15 protein-coding genes are annotated in these 23,441 nt (G+C 64.6%); 5 read left to right on the top strand and 10 right to left on the bottom strand.

Annotated features, from left to right (window positions below; genetic code table 11):
• Nucleotides 1-17: 17 nt before the first annotated feature.
• From V6M87_RS06325 to V6M87_RS06290, 8 genes are all read right to left on the bottom strand, one after another.
• Nucleotides 18-656 carry a 3'-5' exonuclease gene (locus tag V6M87_RS06325; RefSeq protein ID WP_332875745.1) on the bottom strand — a complete coding sequence of 213 codons (639 nt, stop codon included), beginning with the start codon at nucleotides 654-656 and terminating at the stop codon, nucleotides 18-20.
• Nucleotides 657-665: 9 nt separating this feature from the next.
• Entirely contained in the window at nucleotides 666-1,916 is a 1,251-nt protein-coding gene (locus V6M87_RS06320) for an Hsp70 family protein (protein ID WP_332875744.1), read from the bottom strand.
• Between the two features lie 106 nt (nucleotides 1,917-2,022).
• The gene (gene cphA, locus V6M87_RS06315; RefSeq protein ID WP_332875743.1) at nucleotides 2,023-4,641 is read right to left on the bottom strand and encodes a cyanophycin synthetase; all 2,619 of its coding nucleotides are present in this window, start codon (nucleotides 4,639-4,641) and stop codon (nucleotides 2,023-2,025) included.
• Between the two features lie 77 nt (nucleotides 4,642-4,718).
• Nucleotides 4,719-6,212 carry an iron-containing redox enzyme family protein gene (locus V6M87_RS06310; protein WP_332875742.1) on the bottom strand — a complete coding sequence of 498 codons (1,494 nt, stop codon included), beginning with the start codon at nucleotides 6,210-6,212 and terminating at the stop codon, nucleotides 4,719-4,721.
• A 163-nt stretch (nucleotides 6,213-6,375) separates the two neighbouring features.
• On the bottom strand, nucleotides 6,376-9,654 hold the full coding sequence (locus V6M87_RS06305; RefSeq protein WP_332875741.1) for a PAS domain-containing protein: 3,279 nt from the start codon (nucleotides 9,652-9,654) through the stop codon (nucleotides 6,376-6,378).
• A 149-nt stretch (nucleotides 9,655-9,803) separates the two neighbouring features.
• Complete coding sequence (locus V6M87_RS06300; protein ID WP_332875740.1) at nucleotides 9,804-12,029, bottom strand: ATP-binding protein; 2,226 nt, start codon at nucleotides 12,027-12,029, stop codon at nucleotides 9,804-9,806.
• Between the two features lie 77 nt (nucleotides 12,030-12,106).
• Nucleotides 12,107-12,736, bottom strand: coding sequence for a manganese efflux pump MntP (locus tag V6M87_RS06295; protein WP_332875739.1), 630 nt, complete (start codon nucleotides 12,734-12,736; stop codon nucleotides 12,107-12,109).
• 21 nt (nucleotides 12,737-12,757) lie between these two features.
• Nucleotides 12,758-13,015 (bottom strand): hypothetical protein, encoded by a 258-nt coding sequence (locus tag V6M87_RS06290; protein ID WP_332875738.1) that lies wholly within the window; start codon nucleotides 13,013-13,015, stop codon nucleotides 12,758-12,760.
• A 136-nt stretch (nucleotides 13,016-13,151) separates the two neighbouring features.
• On the opposite strand from V6M87_RS06290, the gene V6M87_RS06285 reads away from it, so the two are divergent.
• The gene (locus V6M87_RS06285; RefSeq protein ID WP_332875737.1) at nucleotides 13,152-13,475 is read left to right on the top strand and encodes an EthD family reductase; all 324 of its coding nucleotides are present in this window, start codon (nucleotides 13,152-13,154) and stop codon (nucleotides 13,473-13,475) included.
• A 56-nt stretch (nucleotides 13,476-13,531) separates the two neighbouring features.
• On the opposite strand, the gene V6M87_RS06280 is transcribed toward V6M87_RS06285, so the two are convergent.
• Nucleotides 13,532-14,110: a YceI family protein gene (locus V6M87_RS06280; RefSeq protein ID WP_332875736.1), complete on the bottom strand. Its 579-nt coding sequence runs from the start codon at nucleotides 14,108-14,110 to the stop codon at nucleotides 13,532-13,534.
• Between the two features lie 236 nt (nucleotides 14,111-14,346).
• Nucleotides 14,347-16,782 (bottom strand): membrane-bound PQQ-dependent dehydrogenase, glucose/quinate/shikimate family, encoded by a 2,436-nt coding sequence (locus V6M87_RS06275; RefSeq protein ID WP_332875735.1) that lies wholly within the window; start codon nucleotides 16,780-16,782, stop codon nucleotides 14,347-14,349.
• 124 nt (nucleotides 16,783-16,906) lie between these two features.
• On the opposite strand from V6M87_RS06275, the gene V6M87_RS06270 reads away from it, so the two are divergent.
• The 4 genes from V6M87_RS06270 to V6M87_RS06255 all read left to right on the top strand — a co-directional run bounded on the left by V6M87_RS06270 (nucleotide 16,907) and on the right by V6M87_RS06255 (nucleotide 23,408).
• A complete protein-coding gene (locus V6M87_RS06270; RefSeq protein WP_332875734.1) occupies nucleotides 16,907-17,542 on the top strand; it encodes a TetR/AcrR family transcriptional regulator in 636 nt (211 codons plus the stop codon).
• A 106-nt stretch (nucleotides 17,543-17,648) separates the two neighbouring features.
• Nucleotides 17,649-18,812 (top strand): efflux RND transporter periplasmic adaptor subunit, encoded by a 1,164-nt coding sequence (locus V6M87_RS06265; RefSeq protein ID WP_332875733.1) that lies wholly within the window; start codon nucleotides 17,649-17,651, stop codon nucleotides 18,810-18,812.
• Nucleotides 18,813-18,843: 31 nt separating this feature from the next.
• Nucleotides 18,844-21,978: an efflux RND transporter permease subunit gene (locus V6M87_RS06260; protein ID WP_332875786.1), complete on the top strand. Its 3,135-nt coding sequence runs from the start codon at nucleotides 18,844-18,846 to the stop codon at nucleotides 21,976-21,978.
• Complete coding sequence (locus V6M87_RS06255; RefSeq protein WP_332875732.1) at nucleotides 21,975-23,408, top strand: efflux transporter outer membrane subunit; 1,434 nt, start codon at nucleotides 21,975-21,977, stop codon at nucleotides 23,406-23,408. The genes V6M87_RS06260 and V6M87_RS06255 overlap by 4 nt, the downstream gene beginning before the upstream one ends.
• The last annotated feature ends 33 nt before the right edge of the window (nucleotides 23,409-23,441 follow it).

The raw sequence follows: 23,441 nt of genomic DNA, 5'->3' as shown, positions 1-23,441 counted from the left end.
CGTGTGCGCTGCGGCGCTTACTTTGGCGCGGCCTGTTGCGCGTACTTGCCCAGGTAAGCCGGTACTTTCGCGGCGGCGAGCCGGTTCAGCGCCACCAGCAAATCGGCCGGCAATTGCTGCAGTTCATATTTTCTGCCGAGGTGGCGCGCAATATGGATCAGTACTTCGGCTGCCACTTCGGCATCGGCCTCGGCCCGGTGGGCGGCGCTGCGAAAGCCGATGCCGAGTTGGCGCGACAGCTCGCCGAGCTTGTAGCTGACCATACCGGGAAACACCCGGCGCGACAGTTTCAGGGAACACACCAGGTTGGCGTGACCGCAGCGCTGGCCCAGGCGTTCGCTCTCGGCCAGCAGGAATTTTTCATCGAACGATGCGTTATGGGCCGACAGCGTGTCGGTACCGATGAAGTCGAGCAGCTCGGGCACCACCCGGGTCGCCGGCGGGGCGCCATCGACCATCGCCTGCGTGATGCCAGTGAGCGACGTGATAAAGGATGGAATCCGCGCGCCGGTGTTGACCAGCGACACGTAGCGCTCGGTAATGCGTCCTTCCACGATGCGCACGGCGGCCACCTCGGTGATGCGGTCGCCGAACGCGGGCGACAGGCCGGTGGTCTCGAAGTCGAGCATGACGATGGGGCGGGCAAACACGCTCATGACGATTGCCTAGCCGAACTTGCGCTGGGCATCGAGCGCGAGACCGGCGCCGATGCTGCCGAACAGGTCGCCCTCGACCTTGCGCGCGTTCGGCACCAGCGCCGCAATGCGCTGGCGCAGCAGGCCGACCCCGCTCGAGCCGCCGGTAAAGAACACGGTATCGACCTGGTCGACGCTGACACCCGCGTCAGTCAGCAGTTGCAGCACGGTGCGGTCGACCGTATCGACCAGCGGCAAAATCGCGTTTTCAAAGTCGGACCGGTGGATGACCAGCGAGGCCGGCGGCGAGAAGCGGTTCAGCTCCATGGTCGCGCTGGGGCTGGCCGACAGGGCGATCTTGCCCTCTTCCACCTGCATCGCCAGCCAGTGGCCGGCGCGCTCGTCGATCAGCGTTTGCAGGCGCTCGAGCTTGCTGCGCTCACGCGCGTCGCGCACCAGGTCGGCCAGCTGCGTGATGCTCTTCCTGGTGTAGGCCTGGTTGATGGTGTGCCAGGTGGCAAGATTAAAATAATAGCTGGACGGGATCTGGGCGCCGCTGGTGAGCGCGCTGCCATAGCCGAGCAGCGGCATGACCGAGGCGAGGCTGAGGTATTTGTCGAAATCGGTCCCGCCGATGTGCACGCCGCCGGTGGCAAGGATGTCGTTGCGGCGGTCGACCCGCGTGGCGCGCTGGGGCGACAGGCGCACCAAAGAAAAGTCGGAGGTGCCGCCGCCGATGTCGGCGATCAGGACCAGTTCTTCGCGGTCGATCTGCGATTCATAGTCGAAGGCAGCGGCAATCGGTTCAAACTGGAAACTGACCTGGCGAAAGCCAACCGACCGGGCGATGTCCGACAAGGTGTCTTCCGCTTCCTTGTCGGCGGCCGGGTTGCCGTCGATAAAAAACACCGGGCGCCCGAACACGGCGTGCGTAAACGCTTCGCCCGCCTGTTCTTCGGCGCGGCGTTTGACTTCACCGATGAACTGGGCCAGCAGCATGCGGAACGGCAACGCGCGGCCCGCCACTTCGGTCTGGCCGTCGATCAGGCTGGTGCCCAATAAGCTTTTGAGCGAGCGCATCAGGCGCCCTTCATAGCCTTCCAGGTAATTCGCCAGAGCCGCACGGCCGTAGCTGACCTCGTCGTCGTCGGCATTAAAAAACACCACGGACGGCAAGGTGGCTTTGCCATCTTCCAGCGCAAGCAGGGACGACTTGCCTGGCTGAACCCAGCCGGCTGTGGAATTGGACGTACCGAAGTCGACGCCGCACGCATTTGCCATGGAGACCTTTCTGTAGAAGGGGCGGTATCTTAGCAGATTTCTCGCTAGATACGGCGACCGCTGCGGCAAGGTTGCGCAATGGTAATGCGACTTAGTGTACCTGAAGCTAGGTTTCGATCTCGCCAGCAATACGGTCGGCCACCTCTGGATCGGTAGCGCGGACCGCGTCGACCAGCACTTGCAGCGTGGTGCCGCAGGCAAAAACCAGCACGTCGCCGGGTGCGCACAGTGCCAGCCCGAGGCGCACGGCAGCGGCTGCGTCGAGTTCGCGGTGCAGCGTGTCCGACAGGCCCGCCTGCGTGCGCGCGCCCGCCAGGATCAGGTCGGCGGTGGCGCCGGGCGCGCGCACGCGCTGCTCGGCTTCGTACACCACCAGCTCGTCGAACCGGGCGCCGCAGGTGCGGCCGATGTCGAGCAACTCGGCGTCGCGGCGGTCGCCCGGCGCGGTCACCACGCCGATCAATTGGCCCGGCAGCATGGCACGCGCCATCTCGGCCAGCGCCATGTATGCCGCAGCGTTGTGGGCGTAGTCGACGATTACCGTCACGCCGCGCACGTCGAAAACGTTGGCGCGCAGCGGGTTGGTTTTGCCGTCGGAGACAAAGGTCGACAGGCCGTCGGCGATCTGGTGCTGGTCGAAGCCGGCCGCCATCAACCCTGCCGCCGCCGCAATGGCGTTGGCGATGTTGTAGCGCGCGATGCCATTGAGCGCGCACGGCATGGCTTCCACGCGCAGCAGTTCGTGGCGGCGGGTGCCGTCGGCGATGATGACGGCATTGTCCTGCAAATACACGGCGCGCCCGGACCGGTCCAGGTGCTGCAGCAACACCGGGTTGTCCGCTTCCATCGAAAAATACACGATTTCCACGCCAGGGCGCACGCGCCTGCCCATTGCCACGCACAGGCGGTCTTCGGCATTGAGCACCACCGCGTGCGACGCCGACGACGCCACCACGGCTTTCACTTGCGCCAGGTCTTCCAGCGTATCGACGCCATCGAGGCCCAGGTGGTCGGCCGTCACGTTGAGCACGATGCCGACGTCGCAGCGGTCGAACGCCAGCCCCCGTTTCAGGATGCCGCCCCGGGCCGTTTCCAGTACCGCCAGTTCGACCTCGGAGTCGGCCAGCACGGTGCGCGCCGACCAGTAGCCGGTGCAGTCGCCGGTAGCCACGCGCTCGCCGTCGATGAACACGCCCTCGGTGGTGGTCACGCCGGTCAGCAAGCCGGCCATGGCGGCGCAGTGGGCCACAATCAGTGCGGTGGTGGTCTTGCCGTTGGTGCCGGTGACGGCGATCAGCGGGATGCGGCCGTCCGAGTCGCCCAATAAACTGTCAACGATGGCGTCACCGGCGTCGCGCGCCATGCCGACGGTCGGGTGTTCATGCATGCGCACGTCCGGCATGGCGGTCACCGCGACGATCGCTCCACCCTGCCCCTTCAGAGGCAGGCCAATATCGGCGCAGACGATGTCGATGCCGACCACGTCCAGGCCGATGGTGGCGGCCGTGCGCACGCACAGGCGCCGGGTGGAACTGGGCAGCCGGTCGGTGACGTCTTCCACGGTGCCGCCGGTGGCCAGGTTGGCGCGCGCGCGCAGGCGCACCGGCTGGCCAGATGGCGCAATGCTGTCGACCGTGAAGCCCTGGCGCGCCAGCACGGCGTCGGCGTGCGCATCGAGCCGCAGCGCCGAGAGGATATTCACATGGTCGGCGCTGCGTAGCGGATTGCGGTTTTCGCGCGCCACCAGATCACGGATGCTGTGCACGCCATCGCCCGTCACCTGGGCCGGGCGGCGCCACGCCGCGGCGGCAATCCGGCCGCCCGCGACCAGCACGCGGAACGATTTGCCGGCCACCGATTGCTCGACGATGATGCCGTCCGGCAGGAATGCCGCTTCGACCTCGGCCAGGGTGGCGCATTCGATGGCCACGTCACTCGGGCTGGCGCGCAACGGTTTGATGGTGACCGGGAGACCGAGCCGGCGCGCCGCGCCCAGGGCGCTCTCGCGCGTGGTCGCCGCTTCACCGGGTGGCACCGGGATGCCGGCCTCGCGCAGGAGGGCCATCGACAGGCGCCGGTCGCCTGCAATCTGCACGGCGACATGGCTGGCGGCGCCCGTCAAGGTGTCCTGCAAGCGCTGCTGCTTGCTGCCCCAGCCGAGCTGGAACAGGTTCGCCTCTTCGGACAGGCGCTGGGTGGGAATGCCGCGCTCATGGGCGGCCGACAGGATGGCTGCCGTGCTGGGGTCGACGGCAAACTGCAAGGCAGTGGCGCGCAACTGCGCCAGGCGCGCGGCCAGGTCGAACGTTTCGTTGCGGCTCAAGGCCACCACCAGCTCGACGGCAATCCGAAAGGCCGGCGCCACCACGTTTTCCAGCGCATACGCGCACACCACGCGGAATTGACCTGAATGGCCGGTGACGGGCCGGGTGCGGCCGTAGCTGGCCGGCGCGCCCGCCTGGCATTGCAAGTCAAGCGTGACCTGCTCGACGATGCGCGCCATGTAGGTGCCCTCGCGCAGGCGCTGGCCAAAGCCGCCCAGCTGGCCGGTCGGCAAGGTGTAGCCCTCAAGGGTCGGCATCAGCGCGAGCAAGGCGTCAGCAAAACCGGGGATGTCTTTCGACGAAACGCCGTACAAGGACCCGAGATCGAGGACGGACAACAGGCAGGGTGTATCTGCGTGCAGGTTGGGACCACGCAGAAAACGTTGTTCGAGGATACGCACTTGCTTTCCTTCTAATAATTATTATTGCGACCGCAAATCGGGGCAGCGGGTCCCGCCGCTGCCCCGATCGATACCACTCAGTGATCGAGCAACTGCGAGTACATCCGGGTGGCCATCAGCCCGACGGCGCTGTGGTGGCTTGCCGGCCCCATCAAACTGGCCAACAAGGCCATCGCCTGCTGCTTGCCAGGCAGGGCTGCAATTTGTTCTTCCAGCAAATGCAGCTCCGACACGCCCGACCCCATCTGGTCAGGACGGCGCCGGATCAAGCCACGCAACGGATGCTCCCCGTCACGTGACAATTGACCAACATTCGCCAGCATACGCTGTCGGGCCCGATGGCTCAACACTATTGGCTGTTGTTCTTCTACAGCAGCGCCGCTGCGATCGTTGGCTGCGTCCTCGACAGCCGCACGCGGGCTGGCAATCCAGTCGCGCAACACTTGCTGCTCGTAGGGACTGAACACGCCAAACATCTCGGCCTTGTCGCCCTGAATCAGGCTCCAGAAGCGGCTTTGCTCGGGGTCTGCGCCGCGCGTGATCCAGCCCGCCGTTTCCAGTGCAAGCATGAAGGCCGGCACATTATCGGGGCTGGCGAGCCAGTCGTTGATGGACTTGCCCGCCACGCGGCAATAGTCCGAGTGCATGTTTTTACCGGTGACGCTTTTTGCGGCCATGATGCCGATCAGCTCCGCGTCGAGGTCGAACGACGCGATGGTCGAATTGGTCGACGCACCCAGCTCATTAAGACGGTAGCCGTCAATGACGCGCCGGTAAAAATCTGCACTGTCACCCACGCGCGGCATCAGGTTTTTCAGGGCATCGACGGCTTTCGCGGCGTGCCCGTTGGCGGCATTGTCGACCGTCACGTGCAGCGTAAAGTAATACGGATCGATGCCCAGTTCATTGAGTTCATACGAGGTGATCAGCAGGTGCAGTGGCAACTGCTCGTAACCGAGATTGAAGCCGATCACTTCCGCCAGATAGTCTTCGGCATTGTGCGCCAGGGCGAGCTGGATCGCGCCTTGCACGAAGTGGCTGTCGTCGAGCTGCTGCCAGCCGTCGCAGCCGTGGGTAGCGATGAGTTTGCGGAAAATCGTGACGTGATTCTTGTCGGGGGCGCCGTCACCGAGCTCTTCGAGATAGGTTTTGATGAGCGGATGAAAATCGGGATTGTCCCAATGGCGCAACAAACCGAACAGCCACGAGCCATCCACCAGCTTGGTCGGTGCAACTGCCTTGATGAAATACAGCGCGTGGGCGCGGTTACTGAAGTAGCGGCGCGCGGCGCCGGTCTTGCGCGCGGCCAGGTAATCGCGGTAGGCGGCGCCGACTGCTTCGGTGCGTTCCAGCATCCAGGCATGTAACGCGTCGAGGCTGGCCGGCAGGTCGGACGGTATGGCCTGCACCGCGCCGATCTGGTGCGCGAGAAAAGCCTGGGCGGCGGCTTGCGCCTGATCCGGGTTGTTGTACAGCTCGAAATACAGATCGCGCGCCGCAGCGCGCTCATGGGCTGGCGGCGCCGTCAGCGGCGCCGGTTGCAGGTAGTGGTCGAGGAATGCAGGTTTCATAAAGATACAGTCATGAAAGTTCGTCCAGTTGGACAATACGGTCATTATGCAAAAGTTAATAGAAGCCAAGAAGCAGTAGCCATCCTGTGATCAGGTAGGACGGAGATTACAGCAGGGGCAAGCATGGCAAGCTGACACGCAACTGACCCGCCGTGGACCCGTCTCACGGCGCCATTTTTTCCGCAGCGCGCCCGCGCGCTTCGATCAGGCCGACGACCTGGTCGGCCAGCGCGCGCAGCTGCGTCACTTGATCCGGGGTCAGAGTGCGCGGCTTGCGGTCGATGACGCACAGGGTGCCCAGCGCATGGCCGGCGGAGGTGACCAGCGGCGCGCCGGCATAAAACCGGATGCCGGGCTCGCTCGTGACGAGCGGGTTGGCGGCGAAACGCGCATCCCGGGTCGCATCGGGCACCAGCATGACCTCGCCGGGCGTGCGGATCGTGTGGGCGCAGAACGCGTGTTCGCGCGCCGTTTCGCTGGCATCCACGCCAAGCCGCGACTTGAACCACTGGCGCCGGTCGTCGACCAGCGAGATGAGCGCGATCGGCACGTCGAACCGTTCGGCCGCGAGGCGCGTCAGGGCGTCGAAGGCGCCTTCGGGCTTCGTATCGAGGATCTGCAAACGATCGAGCTCGGCGAGACGGAACAACTCCTGGTCGCGCCCGGCCAGCCCGACGGCGGGCGGCGGCACTGGCGCAGCACGGGCTGCCGCGCCAGTGCCGGCAATGGCCTGGTGCAGCGTCTGCGCCAGCTCTGCCAGCGAATACGGCTTGGGCAGCAGCTGGAAGCCGTGCTTGTGCTCACTGGCCAGCACGGCGCTGTAACCGCTCGACAGGACCAACGGCAGTGCCGGATACATGCGCCGCAGTTGCTGGCCCAGCGCGAAGCCGCCCATGCCGTTCATGACGACGTCGGAGAACACGGCCGCGAAGCGCCCCGCATCGGCGGCCAGTTCCTCCAGGGCCTGTTCGGCGCTGGTGGTCATCACGGTGGTGTAGTCGAGCTCCTCGAGACTCTGGCGCACGATGACGCCGAGGTCCTGGTTGTCCTCGACCACCAGGATGCAACGGCCGTCGCCGCGCACCAGGCCCTGCGCCTGAGTCGGGGCTTGCACGCCCGCGCCCGGGTCAGCGGCGCGCGGCAGGTACAGCGTGAACTCGGTGCCGACGCCGACGCTGCTGTTGACGACGATCTCGCCGCCCGACTGCTTGGCGAAGCCGAACACCTGCGACAGGCCCAGGCCGGTGCCGTGGCCGCTGCCCTTGGTGGTAAAAAACGGCTCGAAAATCTGGCTCAGCATTTCAGGCGGAATGCCCTTGCCGGTGTCCCTGACGGCCACCGCGACGAACGGGCCGTGCACGGCTGCCTGCCCTCGTACCGCCGGAATCATGGCGCTCTGGCCCACGCTGATGGTGAGTTTGCCGCTGCCGTCCATCGCATCGCGCGCGTTGACCGCCAGGTTGACGATGGCCGTGTCGAACTGGCTCGGATCGGCGTCGACGAAACAGGCGTCGGGGGCCACCTGGTAGTCCATGCGGATGCGCGCCCCGGTCAGGCTGCCGATCATTTCGCTGACCATCTGCACATTCCGGCCGGCGTCGAACACTTCCGGCTGCAGCGACTGGCGCCGCGCAAAGGCCAGCAGCTGGCCGGTCAGCCTGGCCGCGCGCGTCACCGCGTCCGAGATCGCGTCCATATAACGCTTGCGCCGTTCCACGTCGAGCGGCACCAGGCGCAGCAGGTCGATCGAGGTGCGCACCACCGCCAGCACGTTGTTGAAATCATGCGCCACGCCGCCGGTGAGCATGCCGATCGCTTCGAGCTTTTGCGACTGGCGCAGCGCTTCTTCGGCCACGCGTTCGCGCGTTACGTCGCGCCCGACCGCGTGGATCATGCCGTTGTCCGGCACCGCCGTCCAGTCCAGCAGGCGGTAACTGCCGTCGCTGGCGCGGTAGCGGTTCTCGAACGCCAGCGTGGTCACGCCTTCGCTCAATTTCGCCACTTCGGCCGCGGTGCTGGCCAGGTCGTCCGGATGGACGAAATCGGCCAGGTACTTGCCGATCATCTGCTCCTCGCTCCAGCCCAGCAGGCGCGCGGCCGACGGGTTCACGGCAGCGATCGCGCCGCTGAAGTCGCAGATCAGCATCAGCTCCTGCGACAGGCCCCAGATGCGGTTCAGGGCGCGCTTGTTGTGGGTTTCGAGGCGCTTGCGCTCATCAATGTCGGTCGAGGTGCCGATCCAGCGGTCGATGCGCCCGTTCGGCCCACGCTGCGGCAAGGCGCGCACCAGGTGCCAGCGGTACTGGCCGTCGGCGCGGCGGATGCGGTATTCGGTTTCGTACAAGGCCCCCGAGGCAACACAATTGCGCCATGCGCGCGCCGCCTCAGGGGCGTCGTCCGGCTGCACGATGCCGATCAAGCCGCCGCCCATCAGCACGCCTGGCGCCAGCCCGCTGTACTCGCACGCACGCGCATTCATCCAGTCGATGTCGCCCTGGGGATTGGCGCTCCAGACCAGGTTCGGCAAGGCCTGCGTGAGCGTCTGGAACTGCGCGGCGCTTTCGGCCAGCGCCAGTTCGCCCGCTTTTCGCTCCGTGACATCCTGGACCACGCCGACCATGCGGTCGGCCACGCCTGCGCTGTCGTGCTCGTAGCCGGCGCGGCGCAGGATCCAGCGCAGCGCGCCGTCGTCGGGCCGGCGGATCCGGTATTCCACCTGCAGCGGCGAGGACTGGTCGGCGCGGTTGGCGGCGTTCGACGGCGCTTCGCCGTCATCCGGCATGATCAGCGCTTCGACCGTGGCGACGTCGACGGATGGCTGATCCGGCAGGCCGAAGATGCGGTTGAAACCGCTGGTGGTGAACAGCGTGCCGGTGCCCAGTTCCAGCGTGAAGGTGCCGACCCGGCCGGCCGCCTGCGCATGGTCGAGCCGCTGCTGCGACTCGCGCAGCGCGGCGTTGGCGTGTTTCAGGGCGGTTTGTTCGATCACCACGGCCAGCACTGCTGCGGGCTGGCCGTGGTCGTCGAACAGCGGGGAATAATCGAGATCGAACCAGCGCTCGTCGATGGCGCCGCCGCGGGCGATGCGAAAGGGCTGGTCGCGATAGCACAAGGAAGCGCCGCCGAGCACCTGCTTGACGACGTCGTCGTTGAACGACGCCGCTTCCGGCCAGGCGGCGCGCACGCTGCTGCCCAGCACGGCCGGATGACGGTCGCCCAGCACGACCCGGTAACCGTCGTTGTACAACAGCAGGCCGTCGGCGCCGAATAGCAGGGCCATCGGCGTGGGGCTGCGCATCACCATGGCCAACGCCGCCTTCTGCCAGCGCGGCCACACTTCCAGCGGTCCGAAAGCGCTGCGCGCCCAGTCGTGGGCGAGAATCTCGGCGGCCACAGCGGAGCTGCCAAGGGTGTGGGCGAAAGCGCCGCTGAAATCAGCCATCAGCATCCAAAATCGTATCGTTGTAACGGTCGTCGGGAAAATCGAACGGCATTGTACCTGCGAAGCGCCGCAGAGGCTGGCGCGGTACGCCGACTGAATCGACTGCCGCCGGTCCTGTCAGTCAGGCCGCCGACGGTCAGAGCGAAAAATCAGGCCGGTCGCGCACTGGCGAGGGACACGGTGAAATTGACGCGACCCTCGGCGTGAGAGTAAACGATGGTCCCGTCGTGGCCGGCCACGATGCGGTCGACGATATACAGGCCCAATCCCATCCCGCCGCGGTTGCGCGACTGCGCCTGGGACGCCTCCTTGAACGGCGTGTACAACTGGCGGATGGCGTCGTCGCCGAGCGGCCCGGCCACGTTGTTGACGACCAGCACCACCTGGTCGGCCAGCTGGCGCAGCGAGATGCGGATCGGCTCACCCATCTGGCCGTGGGCGCGTGCATTGCCCAGCAAATTCGCCACCACTTGCGCCATCCGGTCGGCATCGCCGTCGATGATGGCCGGGCCAACGATCGACAAATGAAAGTCCAGCTCCGGGTAGCCATGGCGGGCCTCGTCGACGACGTCGTTGACGACGTGCGCCAGGTCGAGCCGGGTACGGGCAATGCCCAGGCCAACGGTGGACTCGATCTTGCTCACGTCGAGTACCTGGCCTATCAGGCGGCTCATGCGGTCGCTGGACGACTGGATGCGCCGCACCAGCGGCGCGGGTCCGCTGCTCGAGCGCTCCATCACCGCCGCCGCCATCTGGATGGTGTGGAGCGGGTCGCGCAGGTCGTGGCCCAGCATGGCCATCAGGTGCGCGCGGGCACGGTCGGTTTCGCCGTGGCGCGCAATGCTGGCGCGATGCAGTTCATCCTGCATCTGGCCGGCGATCAGCAGGTGTGTGGGGGACCACGCCTCGGCGCTGCCGCGCACTGTCTCGCGCCACTCTTCGAACGAGCCGCGCGGCGTCAGGCGCGCGCCCAGCGGCCCGACCGCCACGATCTTGTCGGGGCGGCCACCCCAGCGCACGGCGGCCACCTGTTCCGGGCGCAAGGCCAGCACCCAGCCGTCGTTGCTCGGATCGAAACACATGGCCAGCATGCCTGGCCAGCGCTTGATCTGTTCGCGCACCTCGAGCGGCCAGTCCTCGACGCGGACCCGCTCACGCAGCGTTTCGCCGGCAGCCGGCAAGGCCTTCACGATGGCCTGTGCGGTGGCGGCATCGACGCCCCCGTGCACCAGGTGGCGCCCGGACTGCACCACAATCAGCGCCGATGCATCGAGCGCCGCACAAATGAACGCGGCGTGGCGCGCCACTTCGCGCAGGGTATCCTCGCCCAGCAACAGCGTTTGCATCAAGGCGGTGCGCACATTGGCGGCGCGTTCGATCAGCACCGTGCGCGCGTGCGCTTCGAGCGTCTGCACGCTGGCCGCCAGGATCTGGGCGATCACGTCGGTCGTCATGCGGATCGAGTACGGCACCTGTTTCGGGCTGCGGTGATGACAGGCGATCAAGCCCCACAGCTGGCCGTCGACGACGATCGAGATGCTCATCGAGGCGGCCACGCCCATGTTCTGCAGGTATTCGATATGCACCGGCGAGACGCTGCGCAGCACCGAATGGCTCATGTCCACGGCCGCAGCGCCCTCGCGCCCGACCAGCGCGACGGCGGGCGCGCCGAGGTCGGGAATCAGGCGCAGGGAATTCATGACATACAGGCGCCGCGCCTGGGCCGGGATATCGCTGGCCGGATAGCGCAAGCCGAGGAAGGGGGTGAGTGCCATGCTGCGCGCTTCGGCGACCACGTCGCCGCTGCCGTCCTGGCGGAAGCGATAGCCCATCACGCGGTCGAAACCGGTGATGTCGCGGACCTGCTCGGTCGCCATCTGCAGCAGAGCGGCCAGGCTTTTTTGCCGTTTCAGCCGGTCCAGCGCATTGTGGGCCTTGAGCGCAAACACGCCCAGCGCTTCCAGTCCCATTTCGCGCTGTTCGAATTCGACCAGCACGCGACCGCCATGGGCGTGCACGATACAGTCGAACAGATTGACGCCAAAATCGACTTCACGCGAGAGCGGGAATGCGTCGCCGCCTTCGATCGCAACCAGGCAGCTTTCCACCATCGCCAGCACCGGCGCCGGCAGCGACACCTGCCTGACGGTCTGGCCGAGTGCGGGGTGCAGTTGCAGCATCGCCGGCACATTCTCGCTCCAGGCTTCGAGCAAACCGTCGGCATCGAACACCAGCATCGCGCCATGCGCCTGGACCGTACCGGGAATGTGGATCGGCTCGTCGGCGCAGTTGAGCAGTGTCGGCGGGGCGACGAAAATCGCGGGGGCGTCGGCATCCAGCGGGGTGCCGCCGGACTGGGATCCTGGAGTGTTCAATACTGCTTTCGTGGAGTGGTACGGGCTGCGATCGACGCGCCCCTGGCGCACCATACTCCCCAGCTTAACACATCTGACTAGCTGGCAGAAACTGGCGCGGCACGCAGTTCGGTCGGCCGCCACAGCGCAGCGGCAGCCGTCTCTGCACTCAGGTGTTCGTACAGGATGGTGGCGCCAACCAGGACCAGTATCACGCCGCCGATGATCTCGGCCTTTTTGCCGATCGCAGCGCCCAGCAGGCGTCCCAGCAGAACGCCGATGGTGACCATGATCGTGGTCGCCAGGCCGATCGCCAGGGCGGCGTACTGGATCTTGACGTCGATGAAGGCCAGGCCGACGCCAACGGCCATGGCGTCGATGCTGGTGGCCACGGCGGTGAGCGCCAGGGCGATCACGCCCTGCCCGGCCGGCGCGCCGGCCTCGTCCTCGGGCTCGTCATGCAGGCCGACCCAGACCATGTGCCCGCCCAAGCCCAGCAGCAGGAAGAACGCGACCCAGTGGTCCCATTCGGAAATCCATTTGCTGGCAAACGAGCCCAGCAGCCAGCCGATGACGGGGGTGATGGCCTCGATGCAGCCGAACAGCAGGCCGATGCGCAAGGCTTGAAAAAAACGCGGCTTGGGCATGGCCGCGCCCTTGCCGAGGGCGGCAGCGAAGGCGTCGGTGGACATGGCCAGGGCCAGAAAGATGAGAGCGGTAATGGTCATGGGGCGAAAATCTTGATGTGCTTATTTCTTCTGGCGCACGCGCTGCTGCTGCTTTTCCTGCGTCTTGATGCGGTTCTGTTTTTGCTCGTACAGGGTGACGGCATCCTTGTCGGCCTGTTCGACGGTGCGCATTTCTTCGCGGTCGTCGTGGACGGTGAAGAAATCGGCAGCCTGGGCGTCGACCACCAGCTTGATGGCGGCGGCGTCGTCGAGGTCGTAACGTTCGGTGAGGATGGTGGTGACTTCGTCGAGGAAGGCTTCGTAGGTCAAAGTGCTCATGCTGTGATATCCAAATAAAAAAGGCCGGCAACAGGCGTTGCGAGCCTTTGGGTGGTGCGAATGCGTGCAGAATCTGCGTATGGCGGTGCCGAAGGATACCATGGAACCTTTCCCTCACCCACTATCGAAAGACCCCATGATCAAACTCAGCGTCATGTACCCTTACACGCCGGATGCCCGCTTCGACCACACTTACTACCGCGATGTGCACTTGCCGATGCTGGCCGAGCGCATGGGGCAGCACCTGCTGTATTACAGCATTGAGAAAGGCCTCGGTGGCCTGACCCCAGGCAGCATGCCGACGTATGTGGCGTTGTGCCACCTGTATTGCGCATCGGTCGAGGCGCTGATGGCCGGGGCAGTCCCGCATGGCGCCGAATTTGCTGCCGACGTCGCCAATTTCACCGACATCGTGTCGGTACAGCAGGTCAGCGAGGTGGTGGTCGAACGCAGCGTGTAAACAAATACTGCCCGGCGAACCGGGCAGTATTAAAGTGCAAGCAGCGCAGGCCTGAATTACTGCTTGACGCCTTCGGCCTGGATGCGCAGCGTGACTGGCATCGTGAAACCGTAGTCCTTGCCGTAGGCGATACCGAAATCGGCACGGTTGAAGGTGGCGGTTGCGTCGGTACCGCACACTTCTTTCTTCAGCATCGGGTTGGTGAAGCACTTGTACGACAGGATTTTCAGCGTGACTGGCTTGGTGACGCCATGCAGCGTCAGTTCGCCCATGACTTCCGATGGCACGGCGCCCTTGAACTTGACCGAGGTACCTTTGTAGGTGGCGGTCGGGAACTTGGCGGCGTCGAAGAATTTTTCGCCTTTCAGTTCAGCGTCCAGGGTATCGTTGCCGATCGCGGCCGAGGTCATGTCGATGGTCACGTTCAGCGTGCCTTTTTTGGCGGCCGTGTCGATCGTGAAGCTGCCGCTGCTCTTGTTGAACTTGCCGCGCCAGACCGAAATGCCACCGAAGTGGTCGGTTTCGAAACTTGGGTAGGTGTGGGTCGGGTCCAGCATGTAAGTCGACTCGGCGGCGTTGGCGGCCATCGACACGGTTGCGCTCAGCAGTGCGGCGATCAGCAATTTGGTTTTCATGTATTTCCTTCTGTAGGTGGACGATATTGCGCAAGACCCTGGTCGATGGCGTGATGCCATGGCTTTCGGCACCGGCGTCGCACGGGATTGGATTGCAGTCTAGCAAGAAACTTCGTCCAAAAGGGTTAGTTTCGGTGAGAATCACTGTCTCACTGGTGGCACAATGCTGATCAGAATGGGCAGGATGTCAACCCACGATCAGCGCATTCTCGATCAGGCGCGTGCCACCCGGATGCTTACTTCGCTTTTGCGGCGACACCGTCCGGCAGCGCAAACGCCACCATCTCGTCGCCCATCTTCGTGCCCAGCGAACCGTGCCCGCCAGCCATCACGACAACGTACTGCTTGCCGGATTTGTCGGACACATAACTCATCGGCGTGGCCTGGCCGCCGGCTGGCAGGCGCGCTTTCCACACCACCTTGCCGTTGCTGACGTCATAGCCGCGGATGTAATAATCCAGGGCGCTGGACAGAAATGCGACCCCGCCGCCAGTGGTGGCCATGCCACCCAGGCTCGGCACGCCCAACGGCAGCGCGATCGGGACCGGTGCGCTGTCGCGCGTGGTGCCGTTCTTGTGCATCCAGACTTTTTTCATCGTCTTCAGGTCGACCGCGGCCACATAACCCCATGGCGGCGCCTGGCAGGGGAAGCCCAGGGGCGACAGGAAGGGCCTGATTTCGACGGCGAACGGGGTGCCGGTCTGCGGCTGCAAGCCCATTTCGGTGCCGGAACCGCCCTTGACGTTCGCTTGTGCGCGCGGCACCAGGCGTTCCAGGAAGCCCATGAAGTCGGGATTGACGATCAACAGCTGGCGCACCGGGTCAACGGTCGCGCCGCCCCATTCAAAAATACCCAGCGGGCCGGGCGAGATAATCGCGCCGCGGCCGCCCGTTTGCGGGGTAAACGGGCCCTCGTAGCGATGCTCCCTGAAGGTCACGCGGCAGGCCAGCTGGTCGAATGGGGTGGTGCCCCACATATCGGTCTCGCTGATGTTTTTCTCGGGCAGGAAGGTCAGCATCGAGAACGGCTGGGTTGGCGAGACATGGTCGCCGGCGGCGACGTTCCCGGTCGGTACCGGCTTTTCCGGCGCCGGGACCACCAGCGAACCGTCGCGGCGGTCGATCACATAGATGTCGCCTCGCTTGGTGGTGGCCACCAGCGACGGCACTTTGCCTTTCGGGGTATCGATGTCGACCAGTGTCGGCTGGCCGCCGATATCCATATCCCAGATATCGTGGTGCACGGTCTGGTAGACCCATTTTAATTTACCCGTGGCCAGGTCGAGCGCGACGATGGCGCTGTTGAAGCGCTCGCCGTTCTGGTTGCGCCGCCCGCCCCAGGTATCCGGGGTTTCATTACCCATCGGGATATACACCATGCCGAGTTTTTCATCGACGCTGGACACGCCCCACGAATTGGGCGAATTGTTCACGTAGGTCTGGCCGGTGCCGATCGGCGCGGTTTCGTCAGGACGTGCAGCGTCCCAGTTCCACAGAAGCTTGCCGGTCACCGGATCGAAGCCGCGGATCACGCCGGACGGTTCATCGGTCGAATCGTTGTCGGTCACGCTGGCCGCCATCACCAGCATGTGGCGCGAGACCGTCGGTGGCGAGGTTGGCATCAGGAAGCCGCGTTTTTTCATGGCCATGCCGTGCGTCAGGCCCACGACCCCGTTGTCGCCGAAGGTTTTGCAGGGCACGCCGGTGTCGGCGTTCAGGGCAATCAGGGTGGCGTCCATGGTGGGTGCAAAGATGCGGCGTGGGCATTCCGTGTCCGCGCCTGGTGTGGCAGCGGCCGGATTTTTGGGCGGCGTGGCGGGACCGGCCAACGATGCAGCATTCGCATCCCAGTACGACACGCCGCGGCAGATCATGTGCTGGTACGACGAGGCATCGCGGTTGATCTTCGGATCGTGTTTCCAGATTTCCTTGCCGGTGTCGGGATTGAGCGCGATGACGATATTGTGCGGGGTGCACATGTATAACATGCCATTCACCTTGATCGGCGTGACTTCGTTGGCAATCTCGCCCGGATCGTTGGGCCCCTTGAAGTCGCCCGTGTGATAGCTCCACACCTGTTTCAGCTGGTCGGCATTGGCCGGCGTGATCTGCGCGGCCGGCGCGTAGCGGTCGCCGTAACCCGAGCGGCCGTAGGCGGACCAGTCGTTGGGTGCGACGCCGGCGGCGTCGTGCGGCGCGGTCGCCGTCATGTTTGCGGCAGGCACTTCACCATGCAGATCATGGTAATCCTGGAACAGCGCAACCACGCCAACGAGCACGGTGACGGCCACCGACGCGAACAAGGCGGCCCTGCCGGTGTCGCTGCCGGAGGCCGGGGCCAGGCGGCGGCTCACGAATGGCAGCAGCAGCCAGACAGCGGCCGCAAGCCAGATATCGAGGCGCGGCAGCAACTGCCACCAGTCGAAACGTACCTCGACCAGCGACCAGGCGACGGTGGCGAGCAGCAAAGCGGCCAGCAGCCCGAGCGCGGCGCGGCGTCCCTTGAACACCAGCAAGCCGGTTGCGGCCAGGCCAAGGCCTGCCACGAGGTAGTACAGCGAGCCACCGAGTGTGGCCAGATACACGCCGCCGCCGCCGAGGGCGAGGCCGAGGAAGATGAAGATCGAACCGGTGATGGCCAGTAGCGGCCCGGACCTGGAGGAAGTAGACATGGTTATCCAAAATGTGTTGGTATCGGCTTATGGTAGACCCACAAAAACAATTTGTAAACCGATTGGTTTCTTAATTATCGTATAATTCTTTCAGAACCAGATCATCTGAAACCGAAAGCTGTATATGGAAGCAAAACCGAAGGTAGGCAGGCCAGCTGTCTACACGCCAGCACAATTGATCGACCGGCTGGTGCAGGCGACCAGCGACCTGCTGGCCGAGCAAGGTGCAGACGCCGACCTGAGCGTGGCGCAGATTGCCGCACGGGCCAAAGTGTCGAAGCGCACGGTGTACACCGCCATTTCCAGTAAAGAAGCGTTGCTGGCCCTGGTGATCCGGCGCGATGTCGAGACCGTCACCGCCATGCTCGACGACCCGGTGGCGTCGCCCGGCCAGGCCGTCGCCGTCCTGGCGCGCTTCCTGACACTGTGGGCCGGCCTGGCCTGCGGCCCGAGTGCAGTCGGCATCCTGGTGCTGGCAATTCGCGAGCGCAGCCGTTATCCGGCCATCGGCGCGGCGTATCACAGCGCGCGCATGGCGCACGGCTTCGACAAGCTGGCGAGCTGGCTGCAACGCATGGACAGAAAAAAATTCCTGACCATCGCTGACCCGGGTTTGACCGCGGAATTCGTGCTGACCATGGTTGCGTCCGAACGCCAACGCAAGCTGGCCCTCGGCATTGCCGCGCCCTTGGCGGACGCCGAACTCACCCAGCGGGTGAATGCAATCTTGCGGTTGGTAATCCCAAACGACTTGCCGTAAAGAACTCTTAAGGCGCCATCAGGGACGCTGGGATGTGCTTGACTTAATTAGAATGATCGTTCATTCTAAGAAAAGTCCACATTATTTCCTCGCAGAAAGCTCCCGTATGACCTCTCCTTTTTACACGCCCGCCCTACGCACTGCCAGCGCCATCGCTCTGGCGTGCGCCACCTTGATCCTGACCGCCTGCGGGAAGAAGGAGCAAGCAGCGCCACCGCCGCAAATCCCGGAAGTACAAGTCTACAAAGTGGTGGTCGCACCGCTGAAGATGAGTACCGAGTTGCCGGGCCGCACCAACGCCTTCCAGGTCGCCGACGTGCGCCCGCAGGTGAGCGGACTGATCCAGAAGCGCCTATTCACCGAGGGGGCGGACGTGAAAGCCGGTACCGCGCTGTACCAGATCGACCCGGCCACCTACCAGGCGTCGGTGAACTCGGCCAAGGCGGCGCTGGTGCGCGCCCAGGCCAGCTTGCTCAGCAGCGGCCCGGCCGCCAGGCGCAACAAGGAATTGCTCGATATCGAAGGCGTCAGCCGCGCCGACTACGAAAATTCGGTGGCTGCCGACGCCCAGGCCAAGGCCGATGTCGAAACCGCCAGGGCCGCGCTCGCCACTGCGCAGATCAACCTGCAATACACCCACGTCTACGCGCCGATCAGCGGCCGCATCGGCAGGTCCACCGTTACCCCCGGTGCATTGGTCACAGCCGCCCAGGAAACCGCGCTCACCACCGTCCAGCAACTCGACCCGATCTACGTCGACGTGACCCAGTCCAGCGATGCGCTGTTGAAGCTGAAACGCGACCTCGACAGCGGCGACCTGACGTCGGCCGGCAAGCAGGCCAACGTTACCCTGATGCTGTCGGACGGCACCGCCTACGGTGCAACCGGCAAGCTGCAATTTGCCGACGTGAGCGTCGACACCAGCACCGGCAACGTCACGCTGCGCGCCCTGTTTCCAAACCCGAAACAGAATCTGCTGCCGGGCATGTTCGTCCGCGCGGTGGTCGAATCCGGCGTCAAGAACGACGCCATGCTGGTGCCGCAAGTGGGCGTAAGCCGCAATGCCAAGGGCGAAGCGACCGCCATGGTGCTGGGCAAAGACGGCAAGGTGGCCCAGAAGATTCTGACCACCGGCGGCACCTACGGCGACAAGTGGCTGGTCACCTCCGGACTGGTTGCCGACGACCTCGTCATCGTCGAGGGTCTGCAAAAGATCAAGCCGGGCAGCCCTGCCAGGATCGCACCAGCAGCCGCCAAGAGCGCTCCTTAAATCCCACCCAATCCAGGAGCCCTCTCTTATGTTGTCACGCTTTTTCATCGACCGCCCCATCTTTGCCTGGGTGGTCGCCATCGTCATCATGCTCGCCGGTGTCCTGGCGATCATGAGCCTGCCGATTGCGCAGTACCCGGCCATCGCGCCGCCATCGATTTCCATTTCCGGCACCTATCCGGGCGCTTCCGCCAAGACGGTGGAAGACGCCGTCACCCAGGTCATCGAACAAAAGATGAAGGGGATCGACGGGCTGAGCTATATGTCGTCCTCGTCCGACTCGGCCGGCGGCATCAGCTTGACCTTGACGTTCAAGAGCGGCACCAATCCCGACATCGCGCAGGTGCAGGTGCAGAACAAGCTGCAGCTGGCCACGCCCTTGCTGCCGAACGAAGTCACGCAGCAGGGCCTGGTGGTCGCGAAAGCCACCAAGAACTTCCTGATGGTGCTCGGCTTTGTATCCGAAGACGGCAGCATGAAGCAGGCCGACATCGGCGACTACGTCACTGCCAGCGTCCTCGACCCGATTTCGCGCGTCGAAGGCGTGGGCGACGTCCAGAACTTCGGCTCGCAATACGCGATGCGGATCTGGCTCGACCCGGTCAAGCTGCGCAGCTTCCAGCTCACGCCAGCCGACGTCATCGCGGCCGTCAGCGCGCAAAATACCGAAGTATCGGCCGGTGAACTGGGCGGCCTGCCAGCCGTCAAAGGCCAGCAACTCAATGCCACCATCACCGCCCAGAGCCGCCTGCAAACGGTCGAACAGTTCGGCGCAATCAGGCTGAAAACCAGTGCCAACGGCGCCACCACGTATCTGCGCGACGTCGCCCGCATGGAACTGGGCAGCGAAAGCTACCGCGTGCTGGCCAGGTTCAATGGGAAGCCCGCCAGCGGTTTGGCCATCAAGCTGGCCACCGGCGCGAATGCGCTCGATACCGCCAAAGCTGTCAACGCCCGCATCGCCCAGATGAGCAAACAATTCCCGCCCGGCCTGAAAGCCGTGACTGCCTTCGACACCACGCCCTTCGTCACGCTGTCGATCGAAGAAGTGGTGAAAACGCTGATCGAGGCGATCGTGCTGGTGTTCCTGGTGATGTATCTGTTCCTGCAAAATCTGCGCGCCACCATCATCCCGACCATGGCCGTGCCGGTCGTGCTGCTGGGGACCTTCGGCATCCTGTCGGCACTGGGCTACTCCATCAACACGCTGACCATGTTCGCCGTCGTGCTGGCCATTGGCCTGCTGGTCGATGACGCCATCGTGGTGGTGGAAAACGTCGAGCGCATCATGAGCGAAGAAGGCCTGTCGCCGCTGGACGCGACCCGCAAATCGATGGGAGAAATTACCGGTGCGCTGGTCGGTATCGCGCTGGTGCTGTCGGCCGTGTTCGTGCCGATGGCCTTCTTCGGCGGCTCGACCGGCGTGATTTACCGCCAGTTCTCGATCACGATCGTGTCCGCGATGGTGCTGTCGGTGATCGTCGCGATGGTGTTCACGCCGGCCCTGTGCGCGACCTTGCTGAAACCCGTCGCAAAAGGCCACAAGGCCAGATCGACCGGTTTCTTTGGCTGGTTCAACCGCAATTTCGACAAGGGCACCACCAAATATCAGGGCCTGGTCGGCACCCTCCTGAAACGTGGCGGCCGCGTGATGATCGTGTTCGCCGTGCTGGTCGGCGTGCTGGCCTTCGTGTTCATGCGCCTGCCCACCTCGTTCCTGCCGGAAGAAGACCAGGGCGTCATGTTCACCCAGGTTCAATTGCCCACCGGCGCGACCCAGGAGCGCACCCTGAAAGTGATCGAGCAGGTCGAACAGCATTATCTGCAGTCTGAAAAAGCCAATGTCGCCTCGGTGTTCGCGGTGGCCGGTTTCAGCTTCTCGGGCAATGGCCAGAACAGCGGCATCGCCTTTGTGCGCATGAAGGACTGGTCCGAGCGCAAAGGCAAGGACGCCAAGGTGAACGCCATCGTCGGCCGCGCCATGGGCTTCTTCCAGAGTATCAAGGATGGCCAGGTGTTCGCCTTCGCGCCGCCAGCCGTGCTGGAACTGGGTAACGCCAGCGGCTTCGATTTGCAGTTGCAGGACCAGGGCGCGCTCGGCCACGAGGCCTTGATGAACGCCCGTAACCAGCTGCTCGGCATGGCCGCGCAAAGCAAGATCGTGATGGCGGTGCGCCCGAACGGCATGGAAGACACGCCGCAGTACAAGATCACCATCGACCAGCAGAAAGCCACTGCGCTGGGCCTGACGGTGGCCGACGTGAACGCGGTGCTGTCGACCGGCTGGGGTAGCGCCTACATCAACGACTTCGTCGACCGCGGCCGCGTCAAGAAGGTGTACATCCAGGGCGAGCCGGCCGACCGCATGGCGCCGGAAGACCTCGATAAATGGTCGGTGCGTAACAGCGCCGGCGCGATGGTGCCCTTCTCCGCCTTCGCCTCGGGCAAGTGGATTTATGCCTCACCACGACTGGAACGCTACAACGGCCTGTCCTCGGCCAACATCCAGGGCAGCCCGGCCCCGGGCCAGAGTTCCGGCGCCGCGATGGCGGAGATGGAAAAACTGATGGCCAAACTGCCGCCGGGCATCGGCTACGAGTGGACCGGCCTGTCGATCGAAGAGCGCGCCTCGGGCAACCAGACCGTCCAGCTCTACAGCATCTCGCTGCTGATCGTGTTCCTGTGTCTGGCCGCGCTGTATGAAAGCTGGTCGATTCCATTCTCGGTGTTGCTGGTGGTGCCGATCGGGATTCTCGGTACGGTGCTGGCGACGTCCATTTTCGGCCTGTCGAACGACGTCTACTTCCAGGTGGGCCTGCTCACGGTGGTGGGACTGGCGGCGAAAAATGCGATCTTGATCGTGGAGTTTGCCAAGGACCTGCAGGAAACCGGTGTCGAACTGGTCGACGCCACGCTGCAGGCGGTGCACATGCGCTTGCGTCCGATTTTGATGACCTCGATCGCGTTCGGCCTGGGCGTGCTGCCGCTGGCCATTTCCAGCGGCGCCGGGTCGGGTAGCCAGAACGCCATCGGTATCGGCGTGCTGGGCGGGATGCTGACCTCGACCATCCTGGGCATTTTCTTCGTGCCGGTGTTCTTCGTACTGGTGCGCGCCCGATTCAGCAAAACCACAGCGCAAAAAAAATCTGATGAGGTAAAAGCATGAAGCACACGATCTTGACGATGGCAGTGATGTCTCTGCTGACCGGCTGCAGCCTGGCGCCGGTGTATGAACGCCCGGCCGCCACGGTGGCGCCAGCCTTCCCGACCGGCGCCGCCTACCAGGGCGTGCCGGTGGCCGCGGCCGACGCGACTCCGGTCGCGCAAATCGCCTGGCGCGATTATTTCGCCGACGCCGCATTGCGCCAGCTGATCGCGCTGGCCCTGGCCAACAACCGCGACCTGCGGGTGTCGAGCCTGAACATCGAAGCGGCGCGCGCCCAGTACGACATCGATCGCGCCGCCCTGCTGCCGTCGCTGTCGGCCAATCTGTCGGAAACGGCAAGCCGCACACCGGGCAGCGTCACCGGCAACCAGGCCACGGTCAGCCACACCTATTCGGGTGGCCTGGCGCTGGCCTCGTACGAACTCGATTTTTTCGGCAAACTGCGCAACCTGTCGGAAGCGGGCCTGCAAACCTACCTGGGCACAGAAGATGCACGCCGCGCGCAGCAGATCGCGCTGGTGTCGCAAGTGGCTATTGCCTACGCCACCCTGAGCGCCGACCAGCAGCGCCTGAAGCTGGCCGCAGAGACGGTGGCCAGCCAGCAGACCAGTTTTGACCTGAGCACAAAACGCCTGGCCGCCGGCGCCACCTCGGGTGTGGACGTCTACAATGCCCAGACCTCGGTGGCAACCGCGAAGAGCGACCTGGCGGTGTACACGGCGCAAGTGGCGATCGACGTGAATGCCTTGACGCTGCTGGTGGGCAGCGCCCTGCCAGAGGGCTTGATACCACAGGGTGAATTCGAGAATGTCACGACGATGGCCGCCATTCCGGCCGGCCTGCCTTCCAGTTTGCTCGAAGCGCGCCCGGACATCCTGCAAGCCGAACGTCTGCTGCGTGCCGCCAACGCCAACATCGGCGTGGCGCGCGCCGCGTTCTTCCCGAGTATCTCGCTGACCGCATCCGGCGGCAGCCAGAGCAGCAGCTTGTCCGGCCTGTTCAAGGGCGGCTCGGGAGCGTGGAGCTTTGCGCCGTCGATCAATCTGCCCATTTTCGACGGTGGCGTGAACCGCGCCAACCTGGCCATCGCCAAGGTGGACGACCAGATCGCCGTGGCGCAGTACGAAAAGGCGATCCAGACGGCGTTCGGCGAAGTGTCCGACGCACTGGCCACGCGCGGCACCATCGACGCGCGCATGAACGCGCAACTGGCGCTGGTGGAGGCGGCGACGAAAAGCTACCGCATCTATGAAGCGCGCTACAAGCTGGGCGCAGATACCTACCTGAACGCGCTGATCGCGCAGCGCACGCTGTACGCCGCGCAGCAAGGCATGATCACGACGCGCCTGGCACGTTCGAGCAATGCGGTCACGCTGTACAAGGTACTGGGCGGCGGCTGGCAGCCGGAGCGCGTGCGTCAGGGTGGTTAAACCAGCACGGATGCGCAGCGTACGGCACGTTGC

The sequence above is a fragment of the Massilia sp. S19_KUP03_FR1 genome (genome assembly GCF_036688685.1).
In the GTDB taxonomy this organism is placed as follows: Bacteria; Pseudomonadota; Gammaproteobacteria; order Burkholderiales; family Burkholderiaceae_D; genus JALYUM01.
The sequence above is the reverse complement of the archived record's forward strand: the minus strand, read 5'-3'. Positions and strand labels throughout refer to the sequence as shown.